The sequence below is a fragment of the Streptomyces sp. NPDC101151 genome (assembly GCF_044768335.1).
In the GTDB taxonomy this organism is placed as follows: Bacteria; Actinomycetota; Actinomycetes; order Streptomycetales; family Streptomycetaceae; genus Streptomyces.
This window is the reverse complement of sequence record NZ_JBIWPP010000015.1, coordinates 138,322-152,835: the sequence shown is the minus strand read 5'-3', so window position 1 is coordinate 152,835 and position 14,514 is coordinate 138,322. Positions and strand designations below refer to the sequence as shown.

Sequence of the window (14,514 nt, the reverse complement as noted above, 5' to 3'; positions counted from 1 at the left end):
GCCGACGACGGCAACCGCGTGCTTCACGCAGCACTCCTTCTCCGCTCGAAAGGAGGATGACGAGCCTGTAGACGAGAAAAGGGTTGTCACGCGGAAAGAAATGCGAAGCCGTCAGATTTTCGACAGCGCACAAGAACACGCAGAAACACATCCACCCCCGTGACATGATCATCAGCAACGCTAACGGACACCAGCAACGGAACGCAATGAACAGAGGGTTATGATCGATTCAAATCGAAGAGCAGAGCGTGACACTCCGCATGACTTCACCCCAGGCAAACTGGACAAAGGGTTCACCTCGGCCCCATTCTGATGGCGCCGTCGAGCCGGATCGTCTCGCCGTTGAGCATCGGATTCTCCACGATATGCGCGACGAGCGACGCGAATTCCCCGGGGTCGCCGAGCCGGTTCGGATGCGGCACCTGCCGGCCCAGCGCCTCGATCGCGGACTCGGGGAAGACGTCGAACATGGGCGTATGGAACAGCCCGGGCGCGATCGTGACCACGCGAATCCGCGACTGCGCGAGGTCACGGGCGATCGGCAGAGTCATGCCGACGACACCGCCCTTGGAAGCCGCATAGGCGGCCTGCCCGATCTGACCGTCGAATGCGGCCACGGAGGCGGTGTTGACGATGACTCCGCGCTCTTCTCCGTCGTCCCCCAGCCGCACGATCCGCGCCGCGGCAAGACGTATCACATTGAAACTGCCGATCAAATTGACCTGAATGACTCTGCTGAAGGCGTCCAAGGGGAACGGGCCGCTCCGGCCTGCGGTGCGGTAGGCGTTGCCGATCCCGGCGCAGTTCACCACGATGCGCGGCACACCGAGTTCCATGGCCAGGTCGAGGGCGGCGTTGACGTCGTCTTCGCTGGTCACGTCACCCGGGGAGAACAGGACCCGCTCGCCCAGTTCCGCCGCGACTTTCTCGCTCCGCTCGGAGGGCCGGTTGAGGACGACCACCGAGGCGCCCAGATCGCGCAGTCTGCGTACGGTGGCCAGACCGAGGCCCGACGTTCCGCCCGTGACGAGCGCGACGCTGCCTTCGATGCGCACGCGTTACTCCTGTTCCGTGGAAATGGACAATGGGACACGGAGCGAATGACTCCTGTGAAGAAAATTCAAAAGTCGGTGGTGTCGAACGGACACGTGTGCCAACATATTCGCCATGTCGCACAGCACGGTATCCGTCGTCATCGACGAGGTCGACGCAATTCGCGAGAAAATCAAGGGAACCCGTGATTCCTTCCACGACCAGGGCTTTCTGGACCAGCTGGCACAGCACATAGCCGACGCTCCGAACCTGAGTCGGCAACCCATAGCACGGGCCCTCATCGAGGATCTCCGCAACCATTCGTCCGAACCTCGCCTGACCGCCGTCAAGGCACACATCAACGAAGAACGCGATCACCATCTGTTCTCCCTCTTCGACGCCTCCTACTTCCCGTCACTGTCTCTTGAATACCTGACCTACGAGACACTGCCGACGAATCCCCATCTGGCCACCCGGTATGCCAGCAACACCATGCCGGTGAACATCACGGCCAGCTCGAAGGGGTTCACGTCGAGGGTCGTCGTGGCTCTCTTCCCGGAGAATCACATCGACGGCGTCCAGGACGGCGACGACCTGATCTTCTACTTCATCAACAAGTTCGTCGAACGGCACAACCGGATCACCCGGAAGATGATCGACGCGGTGATGGCCGAGGGCAGCTTCCCCCTCCTCCAGGGCGTCGACGACCGTACGGTCGAACAGGCCTCCTCGTGGTGGGTGCGGCTGCACGAATACCACCACCGGCACGGAGACATGCCCATTCCGGAGTTTCTCCCGGTCAAGAAGCTCAAGCCGCTCGCCGGACTCGAAGAGCTGCGGGTCGACGTCTCCGCGATGCTCGTGTGCCTGGACGATCCGGAACTGCCCGCCCGCGAGGCACGGCTGGCGTACGAGTACATCCTCTCCGAGCGGCTGCTGCGCTACGCGGTCGAGGGAATCCCCCGGCCCAACTACGACGCCGTCGCCTCTCAGCTCCTGTTCAACTACCTCTCCGCGCACGGCGGTGTCGAACTGCGCGGGGGCGTGATCCACCTGCACGACGAACTGCCTGCCGCTCTGGCGCAGTTCCTCGGTGAGATCAGGGGTATCGAGCAACTGATCCACACCACACCCGTCGAACAGGTCCAGAAGAGCCTCCTGGACTTCACCAACCAGTACACGGACTACGACCCGGACGCGAAGGACTACCGCCACATCCCGTTCTTCGCGGACATCAAGGAGCGCCTGGGTGTCTGACGGCCCACCCGGAACCGGGCGGCGCTCCCGGTAGCGGGTCCACCTCGGTGGACGCTTCCGCTACCGGGAGCCTCACCTCCCCGGTCAGCCCGCCGAGGCCCGCACCCAGGAGAGGCCGTCCGGCGAGGGCACCAGCCCGTGCTCGAACAACGGCGTCTCCTCCTCCGCGTCCTCGCCCAGCGCCGCGTGCATCTGCACCTTGGTGGCCTCGGCCATGGCCTCCCGCACGACGGAGGAGCCGAGCAGCGGCGCCCAGTTGTCGTTGCCGCCGGCCGCGATGTTCTCGACCGCGGAGGCGAACTCCTCGGACTGTGCCTGCAGGCGCTGCTCGAGTGCTGCCTCGCCGGAGGAGACCCCGCCCACCAGGTCGACGAACGACTCCAGTTCGGAGTGGGTGTTCCTGGTGAGCTTCTTCGCCTGCCAGAAGTAGGAGTCCTCGGCCTGGTGCATGTCGTAGAACGACATCAGGAACTCGTAGAACACGCCGTACTCACGCCGGTAGCGAGCTTCGAACTCCTTCATGGCGGGCTCCTCCTCGACCGTGCCCGCCAGCGTGCTGTTGATCGACCTCGCGGCCAGCAGCGCGCTGTAGGTGGCCAGGTGCACACCCGAGGAGAACACCGGGTCGACGAAGCACGCCGCGTCGCCCACCAGCATCATTCCGGGCCGCCAGAAGGCGGTGTGGTGGTACGAGTAGTCCTTGCGGACCCGGATCTGGCCGTACTGCCCCTCGGTGACCCGCCGGGCGGGGGCGAGGTAGTCGGAGATCATCGGGCACTCGTCGATCAGCGCCTGCAGCGCCTTCTCCGGGTCGCCCTGCACCTTCTCGGCCATCTCCCGGCGGACCACGGCCCCGACGCTGGTGAGGGTGTCGCTGAGCGGGATGTACCAGAACCAGCCGCTGTCGAACGCCACGCACAGGATGTTGTAGCGGCTCGGCTCGGGCATGCGCTTGCCGTTCTCGAAGTAGCCGAACAGCGCCAGGTTGCGGAAGAAGTCCGAGTACTCCCTGCGGCCGCCGATGTGCTGGTTGAGCCGGCTCTTGTTGCCGGAGGCGTCCACCACGAACCGGGCCGAGATCTCGCGCTCCACGCCGTCGCCGTCGGAGTACCGCACGCCGGTGACCCGCTCGTCGTGCTCCAGTACGTCCGACACCGCGCAGCCCTCACGCACCACGGCACCCAGCCGACGGGCGTTGTCCAGCAGGATCTTGTCGAACTTGGACCGCTCGACCTGGTAGGCGGTGGAGGTCGGGCCCGCCAGGCGCGGGGACACCGAGAAGGAGAACGTCCACGGCTCCGGGTTGGCGCCCCAGCGGAACGTGCCGCCGCGCTTGATCGGGAAGCCGGCCTTGGCCAGTTCGTCCGCGGCACCCGTCAGCCGGCATATGCCGTGGATGGTGGACGGCAGCAGCGACTCGCCGATCTGGTAGCGCGGAAAGTGCTCCTTCTCCAGGATGAGCACCGAGTGCCCCTGCTTGGCCACGAGCGCGGCCAGCGTCGAGCCGCCAGGACCGCCGCCGACGACCACGACATCAAATGCTTCGGTGTTGCTCACGCTGTTGTCTCTCCCGCCTTCTCGCCGCCGACGGCGGCCGTGTGTGCAGACTGAGCAGAACTGCTTTCCGATGGGCCGGGCCCGTCCTTCCGGACCGGGCGTGACCCGTCCTCCTTCCCCTTGCCGATCAGCTGGAGCAGCGGCCCCGTCATGAAGGTGGTGACCAGCGCCATGAGGACGAGGACGGCGTACAGGTCCTGGCCGATCAGCCCGGCCGACCTGCCGACGTCCAGCGCGATCAGCTCGGTGAGCCCCCGGGTGTTCACCATGACGGCGATCAACGCCGACTGCCGGGTGTCCAGGCCGCGCAACCGGGCCACCCCGTAAGCGGGTGCGGCCTTGCCGGCGATCGCCACCAGCAGGAGCACACCGAGCAGGCCGAAGCCGTCCGCGCCCAGCGTGCCGATGTCGACCGACAGGCCGGTGGTCACGAAGAACAGCGGCAGCAGCAGCCCTGAGGTCTGTTCCATCGGCCGCAGGACGTCGGCGTTCGGCGCGCCGTCCCGGCGCGGCATGGCCAGCCCGGCGAGGAACCCGCCGAAGACGGCGTGCAGGCCGAGCGACTCGGTGACCCACGCGCTGCCCAGGGCGAAGACCAGCGCCACCGGGACGGGGTTGCTCAGCACCGTGGCCGGCCGGCTCAGCCACCAGCGCAGCGCGGGCCGCACCAGGCCGAGCACGAACGCCACGAAGGCCGCGAGCAGGGCCAGGGCGACCGGCCAGGACCAGCGGGTGGGCTGCCCGGAGTCGCTGAGCACCGCCGCAAGCACCAGCCAGGCCGCCACGTCCATGAAGCCGGCCGCCGCGATCGACACCGTCCCCGCCGCCGTGCCGGCGGCCCCGCGTTCCCGCACGATGGCGGCCAGCACGGGCAATGCGGTGATCGAGACCGCCACCGCCATGAACATCGCGAACGACTGCCGGCCCGCATGCCCGGGGTCCACGGCGGAGAACAGTCCGCCGCACAGGGAGACGACCGCGGCTCCGAGCGCCATCGGCGTCAGCAGGGCGGCCGCCGCGACGCTCACCGCGGTGCGTCCCGCCCGGAAGGTGCGGAAGTCGATCTCGTAGCCCGCCACGAACATGAACAGGACGACGGCGATCTGGGCCAGTACCGACAGGAACGGCCGCGCCTCGGCGGGAAACAGATGCCCCGACGGGTCTCCGGGTAACCGCCCGAGCAGGGTCGGTCCCAGAGCGATCCCGGCGAGGATCTGGCCGATCACCGTGGGCTGCCCGAGGCGCTGGGCCAGGCCGGCGAACAGCCAGGACACCAGGACGACGAGGGCCACGTCCCCGAGAACGGTGGCGACGAGATGACTCACGAAGGCTCCTTCTCGCCGTGGTCGCCGGCTGCCGGGTACAGCCGTGCCAGGTCCGCGTCCGGGTGCCGGACGATCTGCTCCAGCAGGCGCACATAGCCGCGCGCCAGCCGCTCGGCGGTGCTTCGCGCGAAGAGGTCGGTGCTGTATTCCAGGTGGCCGTCCAGCCCGGAGTCCGTCTCGCGCAGGGCGAGGCTCAGGTCGAACTTCGCCGTGCCGGTTTCGCCGGGCAGGTACTCCCCGTCCAGGCCGCCGGTGCCGTCCGTGTCCGTTCCGGACGGCGACGGGGCCGGCACCAGGTTGAACATCACCTGGAACAGCGGGGAATACGCCGGGTCTGGTTCGGGCACCAGGCTGCGGACGAGGTCGGCGAAGGGAACGTCCTTGTGTGCCTGCGCCTCCGCCACCACGTCCCTGGCCTGCCCCAGCAGTTCGCCGAACGTCCGCCGCGGTGCCACCTCCAGACGCAGCACCAGCGCGTTCACGAAGTACCCGACGAGTTCCTCGAGTTCGGCGGCCGGCCGGTTGGTCACCGGTGAGCCGATCGCCAGCTCGTGGTCGTCGCTCCGGCTGCCGAGCAGCGCTGCGTAGGCGGCCAGCAGGGTCATGTACAACGAGGCTCCGTGCTCCGCGGCGAGCTTGCGCAGCTGCTCCACGAGGCCGGCCGGGACGGAGAGCCGCACCGCCGCGCCCTGGTGGGACTTCACCGGGCACCGGGGGTAGTCGGTGCGGAGCGCGAGACACGCAGGCAGCCCGTCGAGTTGCTTGCGCCAGTAGTCGCGCTGCCGGTCGAGTTCGGCGGCGTCCACCGTGCGGCGCTGCCAGCGGGCGAAGTCGGCGTACTGCAGCGCGAGCGGTGCGAACCGGGGCTCGCGGCCATCGCACAACTCCCGGTACCCGGTGACCAGTTCGCGCAGCACGATGCCGGTGGACCAGCCGTCGAAGACGCCCCAGGGACGGGTGAGTACGAGTACGTGCTCGTCGTCGGCCGCCAGCAGATGGGCCCGCAGCATGTGCGGGTCCTCCGGCGCGAACGGACGCAGCCGCTCCGCCCGCAGCCATTCGGTGAGCGCGCTCTCGTCTCCGCCGCCCGGGATCTCCAGGACGCTCGCCCGGAAGCCGGCGCCGCCGTTCACCCGCTGGACGACGGCTCCGTCACGGCGCAGATAGCTGGTGCGCAGGATGGCGTGCCGTGCGACCAGGGCGCGCACCGCACCGGTGAGGGCGTCGCGGTCGAGCGGGCCGCGCAGCCGCAGGGTCAGCTGGACGTTGTCGTGTGCGGTGCCGAGGTGCGCGGGCCGGCGCAGGAACCACAGGTCCTGCTGCGCCGTGGACAGCGGTGCCTCATCGCCCTCCCGCGCGGGCGTGGCGGGGAGCAGCTCCGCGTCCGGTCGCGGCCGGGCGCCGGTGTTGTCCGCGCCGGTCTCCCCCTGGCCAGTGGGGACGTCCTGCTGTTCCGGGATGCGCCGGCCCAGTTCCTCCTCCAGAGCGGCGGCCATGTCCGCCATGGTGGCGGCCGTGAGGATGAGCTGGAGCGGCAGATCCACGCCCGTCTCCTTCTTCACCCGCAGGTTGAGGCGCGTGGCCAGCAGCGAGTGGCCGCCCAGGTTGAAGAAGTTGTCCTGCAGACCGACCCGGTCGAGTCCCAGGATCGTGCCGACGTGGCGGCACAGGGTGCGCTGGGCCTCGGTGCTGGGTGCGATGTACACCTCCTTGGCCACGTCGTCCTCGTCCGGCGCCGGCAGGGCCCGCTTGTCGACCTTGCCCTGCGGGGTGACCGGCAGTTCCTCCAGCACGACGAAGGCGCCGGGGACCAGGTGGTCCGGCAGCCGTTCGGAGAGGTGGTCCCTGAGCTGCCTGACCAGGGCCGGACCCAGGCGGTCGACCTGCGGCGCGTTCGTCAGCCGCTGGGCCCGGTACGGGTCGCGGGCCCGCGCGCGGGGCGCCTCGCCCCGGCCGAGAACCAGGTCCAGGCCCTCGGGCCGGTCCTGCGACCAGGTGGCCGCCACCGTGTACCCGAGGTCCTCGGCGTGCCGCAGCACCGCCTCCAGTTCCTGTGTCTCCCGCTGTGCCTGCGGGGACAGCCGGGCTCCGTCCGGCAGCGCTTCCACCTGGCGGGACGGCGCCCAGCGGGCCAGTGACGTCCACACCTGCACGTCCTGTGCGATGCGCGGATTGGTCATTCCGGTGATGCCGAACCGGTCGGGGGCGCCCGCGTCCAGCAGGGCACGCAGCTCGGCCGGAGTCGAGGCCTGCAGCCACGGGTGGTCGTCGGCGGGTGTGGCGGCGCCCTTGGTGAGCACCACGTCGTAGCGATAGGCGAGCATCTCGTTGCCGCCCACGCCCCGCTTGACCATGATGTCGACGGCGCCCAGTTCGTCGTGGCGCTCCAGCAGGCGGGCGAAGTAGGCGGGGCTGACGAGGAGTTCGGTCTCCTGCCGGCGGCGGCGCTGTATCTGCGCGGCCAGCGCGCCCGCGGTCACCGGCACGCCGGATCGGCTGCGTTCGACGGCCGAGACGTGCGCGGAGAACAGGTCCAGGTTGCGGATGTCACCGAGCAGGATGCGGCCGCCGTCCGCCACGAGGGGAAGGATCCGCGCGATGACGTCGTCCAGGTAGTGGCGGCCGGGGAAGTACTGCGCGACGGAGTTCAGCACCACCAGGTCGAAGTCCGCCCGGTCGGTGCCCGCACCCGGCCCGGCCACCGACAGGGCGTCGCCCTGCTGCAGGGTGACGTGGGACCAGCCGCGCCGCTCGGCACCCCGGCGTACGTCGTCCAGGGCCGCGGCGGAGATGTCGATGCCGTGCACATGCTCGCAGTCCTGCGCGTACCGGAAAAGCAGCAGGCCCGTGCCGCAGCCGATCTCCAGCAGGCGCTTCGGCCGCAGTTGCCGGATGCGGGCGACCGTGCCGTCGATCCACTCCCGCATCTCGGGCTCGGGGATGGGCTCCCCGGTGTAGCTGCTCTCCCAGCCGGCCAGGTTCAGGTCGTCGCGGGAGGCTTCCTCCGGGCTGCTGGAGTACTGGCCCTCGAAGAGCCGCTGCCAGTGGTCGAGGTGCTCGGCGCTCTGCCCCTCGGAGGCCGTCTCCAGCCACCCCTCGGCGGGGCACACATAGGCGCTGAGCATGTGGGTCTCGCCCGCGGCCCGCGGCACCACCACGGCGCTGTGCACGGCGGGGTGCGCCTGCAGGGCCGTCTCGATCTCGCCCGGTTCCACCCGGAACCCGCGTACCTTGACCTGGTCGTCGACCCGGCCGCGGAACTCCAGGGTGCCGTCCGGCAGCCTGCGCACCAGGTCACCGGTGCGGTACAGCCGCCCGGCCGGTTCGTCGCCGAAGGGGTCGCGGACGAACCGCTCGGCCGTCAGGTCGGGGTCGTCGAGGTACCCCCGGGCCACTCCCGGGCCGCCGAGGCAGAGTTCGCCGATCACTCCGTCCGGTACGAGCCGCAGCCGGTCGTCGGTGACGTAGGCGGTGGTGTGCGGGACGGGCACGCCGATGGGCACCCGGGCGTCCTCGGCGAGGTCCCGGGGGATCACGTGGTAGGTGGAGGCGATGCTGTTCTCTGTCGGGCCGTATCCGTTGACCACGGTCAGGCCGGGATGGGCCGCGTGGAGCCTGCCGACGTCCCGGGCGGAGAAGGTGTCGCCGACCACGGCCAGAGAGCGCAGCGGCAGGTCCCGGCCGGCCGCGACGTCCACGAACGCGGGGAGGAAGGCGGCCGACAGCAGCATGGTGGTGACGCCCGTCCGCTGCACGCAGTCCAGCAGCTGCCCGGGGTCCTTGGAGTCCCCGTCGTGCAGCACCAGCAGGCCGCCGTTGACCAGCGGGGTGAGCACCTCCTGGGCGCCGGCGTCGAACGAGATCGAGGAGTGGTGGAGCACCACCGTGTTCTCGTCGGCCGCGAAGTAGTCCGGGTTGCGCACGAGCCGGACCACGCCGCGCTGCTCCACCAGCACTCCCTTGGGGCGGCCGGTGGAGCCGGAGGTGAAGATGGCGTAGGCGAGGTGCTGGGCCGCCGGGTGCGCGTCGGCGCGGGAGGGGTTGTCCTCGGGCATGGTGTGCAGGACCTGTGCCCGGTCGGCGGCACGCTCCCCGGTGTCGAGGTGGATGACGTCAGCCACGTGGCCGAACGGCGCGTCGGGCAGGCCGGACCGGGTCAGCGCGATGCGCGCGCCCGAGCTGTCCAAGATGGTGCGGATCCGCTGCTCGGGGTAGGCGGGATCGACGGGGACGTAGGCCCCGCCCGCCTTGAGGATGCCGAGGAGTCCGATCACCAGCTCCGGCGACCGGTCGGCGCACAGCCCGACGAGGACGTCGGGGCCGACGCCGGCGCCGCGCAGGTGGTGTGCCACCTGGTTCGCGCGGGCGTTGAGCTGTGCGTAGGTCAGCTGCTGTGCGCCGTGGCGCACGGCGACGGCGTCGGGGTGGCGGGCCGCCTGCTCCTCGAACAGGTCGGCCAGTCCGGACTCCTGCGGATACGGGGGGCACGCGCCCCGGGCCGTGGTCAGCAGCCGCTGTCGCTCCGCCGGGGGCAGCACGTCGACGTCGAGCGCCCGGGTGCTGCGTCCGTCGTCGACGGCGAGTGCCTCGACGATGCCGGCGAGCGCGGTCTCCACGTAGGTCAGGAGCGTCTCGGGCTCCACGGCGTCCTCGACCTGGACGGTCAGGGACAGCTCGTCGCCGAGGTCGTCGAGCGAGATGCCCATGGGGTAGTTGGTGCGGTCCATGACGGCGAGCCAGCTGACGCCGTGGGTCTCGAGGGACGGTGCCGAGGCGCCGTCACGGGCCTGCTCCAGGTGCCGGAAGTTGATGGCGGCGCTGAACAGCGGGGTGTCGCTGTCCAGTCCGCTGCACCGCTGGGCGAGGCTCAGCGAGGACTGTTCACGCGTGATCAGCCCGCGCAGTCCCGCGGCGACCTCGTCGACCAGCTCCCGGACGGTGCGGCCGGCCAGCCGTACCCGCAGCGGGAGGGTGTTGATGAAGTTGCCCAGCATCCGCTCCACACCGGGCACGCCCTGCAGGCGCCCCGACATCACGGTGCCGAAGACCACGTCGTCGCGCCCGCTGCCCGCGGCCACCACGCGGGCGCAGGCGGCGTGGAAGAGCCATGCCGGGCTCAGGCCGAGCCGCCCGGCCTCGGTCCGCAGCCGCCGGGTGAGACCGGCGGGCAGCGACCGGCGCGGTTTGCGGGTCCGGCGGCCGTCACCGCGGACGTCGGTCAGGCCGAAGGGCACCGTCGGCTCGGTGACCTCGCCGAGAACGGTGCGGAAGTAGTCCTCCGCGTCGCCCGTCCGCAGCTGGTGCAGGGTGTGTGCGACGAAGTCGCGGTAGGAGGCGGGCGGCGCCAGCAGGTCGGCACGGCCGGCCATGTGGGCCGCCACCTCGTCGGCGATCAGACGCAACGAGGTGGCGTCCTCGATGAGGTGATGGAAGTTCATCACGAGGAAGCGCCGCTGCGATCCGGGGTCGGGCGCGATCCGGATTCTCAGCATGGGTGCCCGGTCGGGCGGCAGCGCGGCGGGATGGTCGAGCAGGTCGCGGGCCTGCTGCTCGGCGTCCGCGCCGTCGGCGGCCGGCCCGTCGCCGGCGAGGCGGATGTGCTCCACGGGCAGCTTCGCGGAGCGGTACACCACCTGCACCGGTTCCGGCAGCCCTTCGGTCAGTACGGCGGTGCGCAGCACGTCGTGGCGGTCGATCAGGGTCTGGAGCGCGTCGGTGAACGCGGTGCAGGCCGCTTCGTCGTCGGCGACGAGCACGGCGGACATCACGTAGGGGTCGTTGTCCCGGTCCATCAGGTGATGGAAGAGGATGCCCTCCTGCGAGGGGACCAGCGGGTAGATGTCCTGAATGTTGGACGCGCCGCCCGGGACGTGGGTCGCGAGGGCGTCCAGGTGTTCCTGGTTCAGCGGGACCAGTGGCAGCAGGTCGGGTGTGAGCCGTTCGCAGCCTTCGGGGATGACGTTCGGCGGAACCGTGTAGGCGGCGCTGTCACCGTCGGCCGCGTCTGCCGCCTCGGTCGGGGCGTTCCCGGCGTGGGCCTCGATGCGCTCCGCCAGGGCGGACAGGGTGGGGGCGCTGAACAGATCACGCACGGTGAGGTGCAGTCCGGTGTCCCGCAGGCGGGCCACCAGGACCGTGATGAGCAGCGAGTGCCCGCCCAGCGCGAAGAAGTTGTCGTGTGCGCTGATCCGGTCGGCCTCGAAGCCGAGCAGGTCGGCCCACACCCGCGCCAGCGTCCGCTGGGTGTCGGTGGCGGGGGCCGTGAACTCCCTGTCCTCCCGCTGGGCGTAGGCGTCGATGCCGGGTGCCGGCAGCGCGCCGCGGTCGAGCTTGCCGTTGGTGGTGAGCGGCAGGCTCGGCAGGAACACGTAGGCGCCCGGGAGCATGTACTCGGGCAGTTCGCGCCGTGCGAGCCGGTCCAGCTCGGTGCGCAGCTCCTCCTCCGGCCGGTCGGCCGCGGGCACCACGTAGGCCACGAGCTGGCGGTTGCCGGGCTGGTCCTCGCGGACCACGACGGCACAGGAGCGCACCCCGGGGTGCCCGCCGAGGCGGGCGGAGATCTCCCCCGGTTCGATGCGGTGGCCGCGGATCTTGACCTGGTCGTCGTTGCGCCCGTGGTATTCGAGCGAACCGTCCGCCAGCAGGCGCGCGAGATCTCCGGTGCGGTACATCCGCGCGCCCGGCACACCCCGGAACGGATCGTCCAGGAAGCGCTCCGCGGTCAGCTCCGGACGGTCGAGGTAGCCGCGCGCCACGCCGTCGCCGCCCACGTACATCTCGCCCACGGCGCCGGTCGGCACCGCATTGCCGTGCTGGTCCAGCACGTACACGGTCAGGTCGGGGAGCGGCCCGCCGATGGGGCTGACCGGATGTGCGGTGTCGGCCTCGGTCACCGGCCGGTGGGTGACGTGCACGGTCGTCTCCGTGATGCCGTACATGTTCACCAGTTCGGTACGGTCGTTGACCGGTCTGGCGAACCACGGGCGCAACGCCGTGGTGTCCAGCGCCTCTCCGCCGAACACCACGGTCCGCAGCCGGTGCGGGGCATCGTCCTCGGTCTGTGCCGCGATCAGTTGGCCGAAGGCACTCGGCGTCTGGTTCAGGACGGTGACACCCTGCTCGCACAGCAGCGTGTAGAAGTCCCGCGGGCTGCGGGCCACTTCGCGGGGTACGACCACGAGCCGGCCGCCGTGCAGCAGCGCCCCCCACATCTCCCACACCGAGAAGTCGAAGGCGAACGAGTGGAACAGGGTCCAGACGTCCTCGGGCCCGAAGCGGAACCGGTCGCGGGTGGTGGTGAACAGCCTGGCCACGTTGCGGTGTTCGACCATCACGCCCTTGGGCAGCCCGGTCGAACCCGAGGTGTAGATCACGTACGCCAGGTCGTCCGGGGAGGCACCGGCCACCGGCTGCAGGTCGTCGTCCGGCAGCCACTCCCAGCGGCCGCGTACGTCGACGACGGAGGCGCCGCCGGCGTCCAGCCCCTCCGGGACCCCGCCGTCCACCAGCAGCACCCGGGGGGCGCTGTCCCTGAGCACATGGCCCAAGCGCTCGGCCGGCGCCGACGGATCCAGCGGGACATACGCGCCACCCGCTTTCAGCACCGCGAGCGCACACACCACCAGCCACTCACTGCGCGGCAGACACAGAGCCACCAACGACTCACGCCCCACACCCGACGCACGCAGATACCGAGCCAGCCGATTGGCCCGCGCATTCAACTCGCCATAGGTCAGCGACCGGTCCTCGCACTGCACCGCCACCGCATCCGGAACACCCCGCGCCACCTCCTCGAACCACACATGCAGACGACGTGGCGGTGACTTCGCGTCCCCGGCCGCCTTGTGCTCCTCGCGCACAAGGTCGGGTTCGGTCCCGTCCTCCATGCGGAGCCGGGAGACACGTTCCTGCGGCGCATCGGCGATGGACGTGAGAAGCGCGGTGTAGTGCCGCACGAAGCGCTGGACGGTCGCCCGGTCGAACAGGGCGGTGCTGTACTCCACCGCTCCGGCCAGGCCGTCCGGGGTCTCCCGCAGGTCCAGCGTGAGGTCGAACTTCGCGATGCTGAAGTCGACCTCGACGGGAGTCACCTTCAGTTCGCCCAGGCTGAGCTGCGGTTCCGCCTGTTCCTCCTGAAGCACGAACACCGTCTGGAACACCGGCGAGTGGCTGAGGCTGCGCTCGACCTGGAGGGCGTCCACCACGGCCTCGAACGGCACGTCCTGGTGGTCGTAGGCCTCCAGAGCGGTGCGCTTGACCCGCGCCAGCAGCTCCGAGAAGGCCGGATCGCCGGACAGGTCGTTGCGCATCACGAGGGTGTTGGCGAAGAGACCGATGAGTCCCTCGGCCTCGGCCCGGTTGCGGTTGGCGACCACCGTGCCGACGGCTATGTCGGTCTGCTGTGTGTAGCGGTGCAGCGCGACGGAGTAGGCGGCCAGCAACGTCATGTACAGGGTGACGCCGTGCCGTTCGCCGATCTCGCGCAGCCGCCCGAGGAGTTCCGGGGAGCACTGGAAGAACTCACGGGTGCCCTCATGGCCGCGCACCGGCGGCCGGGCCCGGTCCCCGGGAAGCGTCAGTCCCGCGTCGACTCCGGCGAGCTGCTTCTTCCAGTACGACACCTGGCGTGTCTGCACCTCGCCGGCCAGCCACCGGCGCTGCCAGTGGGCGTAGTCGGCGTACTGCACCGGCAGCGGCTCAAGCGTGGCCTCCTGTCCCCGGCAGCAGGCCTCGTACAACGCGCTCACGTCGTGGAAGAAGACACCGACCGACCAGCCGTCCGACACGGTGTGGTGCATCGTCACCATCAGGACGTGCTCGGTCTCGCTCCGCCGCAGCAGGAGCGCCCGGATCAGCGAGTCGCGTGCCAGGTCGAAGGGTTCGAGCATCTCCTGCCGGCAGATCCGGGGCACGTCCGCCGGGTCGGCGACCTCCTGCTCGCGGACCGTGAACCCGGTGCCGTCGTCGATGCACTGGCGCGGGACGCCGTCGCGGGCCTCGAAGCGGGTCCGCAGGGCCTCGTGCCGCTGGACGAGGCCCGCGAGCGCCCGGCGCAGCGCTGCGCGGTCGAGCGGGCCGTGCAGGCGCATCGCCATCGGGACGTTGTAGGAGGGGTTGGCGCCCTCCAGCTCGGTGAGGAACCACAGCCGCTGCTGGGCGAACGACAGCGGCAGCTGCTGGTCCGGGGACCGGGGCAGGCGCGGGATCAGATCCAGTGCGGAGAGGTCGACGCCTTGCTTGCGCAGCAGCGCGATCACGGCGCGCTGCCGCTTGGCGGGCATGGACCGGATCTTGCGGATCAGCTCCTGCCCGCTGTCCTGGTGCGGCGTGCTCATCATCGGCC

The 14,514-nt window shown here is 70.3% G+C and carries 5 protein-coding genes; 1 reads left to right on the top strand and 4 read right to left on the bottom strand.

Going from position 1 to position 14,514, the window contains the following annotated elements; translation table 11 throughout:
• Positions 1 to 293: 293 nt before the first annotated feature.
• Entirely contained in the window at positions 294 to 1,055 is a 762-nt protein-coding gene (locus ACIRU3_RS26270; protein WP_404060732.1) for a 3-hydroxyacyl-CoA dehydrogenase, read from the bottom strand.
• A 112-nt stretch (positions 1,056 to 1,167) separates the two neighbouring features.
• On the opposite strand from ACIRU3_RS26270, the gene ACIRU3_RS26265 reads away from it, so the two are divergent.
• Entirely contained in the window at positions 1,168 to 2,289 is a 1,122-nt protein-coding gene (locus ACIRU3_RS26265) for a DUF6421 family protein (RefSeq protein ID WP_404060729.1), read from the top strand.
• Positions 2,290 to 2,373: 84 nt separating this feature from the next.
• On the opposite strand, the gene ACIRU3_RS26260 is transcribed toward ACIRU3_RS26265, so the two are convergent.
• Genes ACIRU3_RS26260 through ACIRU3_RS26250 form a run of 3 tightly spaced genes read right to left on the bottom strand, consistent with a single transcriptional unit; the run spans position 2,374 to position 14,506 of the window.
• On the bottom strand, positions 2,374 to 3,846 hold the full coding sequence (locus ACIRU3_RS26260; protein ID WP_404060726.1) for a tryptophan 7-halogenase: 1,473 nt from the start codon (positions 3,844 to 3,846) through the stop codon (positions 2,374 to 2,376).
• The gene (locus tag ACIRU3_RS26255; RefSeq protein WP_404060723.1) at positions 3,843 to 5,171 is read right to left on the bottom strand and encodes a cation:proton antiporter; all 1,329 of its coding nucleotides are present in this window, start codon (positions 5,169 to 5,171) and stop codon (positions 3,843 to 3,845) included. Before ACIRU3_RS26255 ends, ACIRU3_RS26260 begins: the two co-directional genes overlap by 4 nt.
• Complete coding sequence (locus tag ACIRU3_RS26250) at positions 5,168 to 14,506, bottom strand: amino acid adenylation domain-containing protein (RefSeq protein WP_404060720.1); 9,339 nt, start codon at positions 14,504 to 14,506, stop codon at positions 5,168 to 5,170. Before ACIRU3_RS26250 ends, ACIRU3_RS26255 begins: the two co-directional genes overlap by 4 nt.
• Between the last annotated feature and the right edge of the window lie 8 nt (positions 14,507 to 14,514).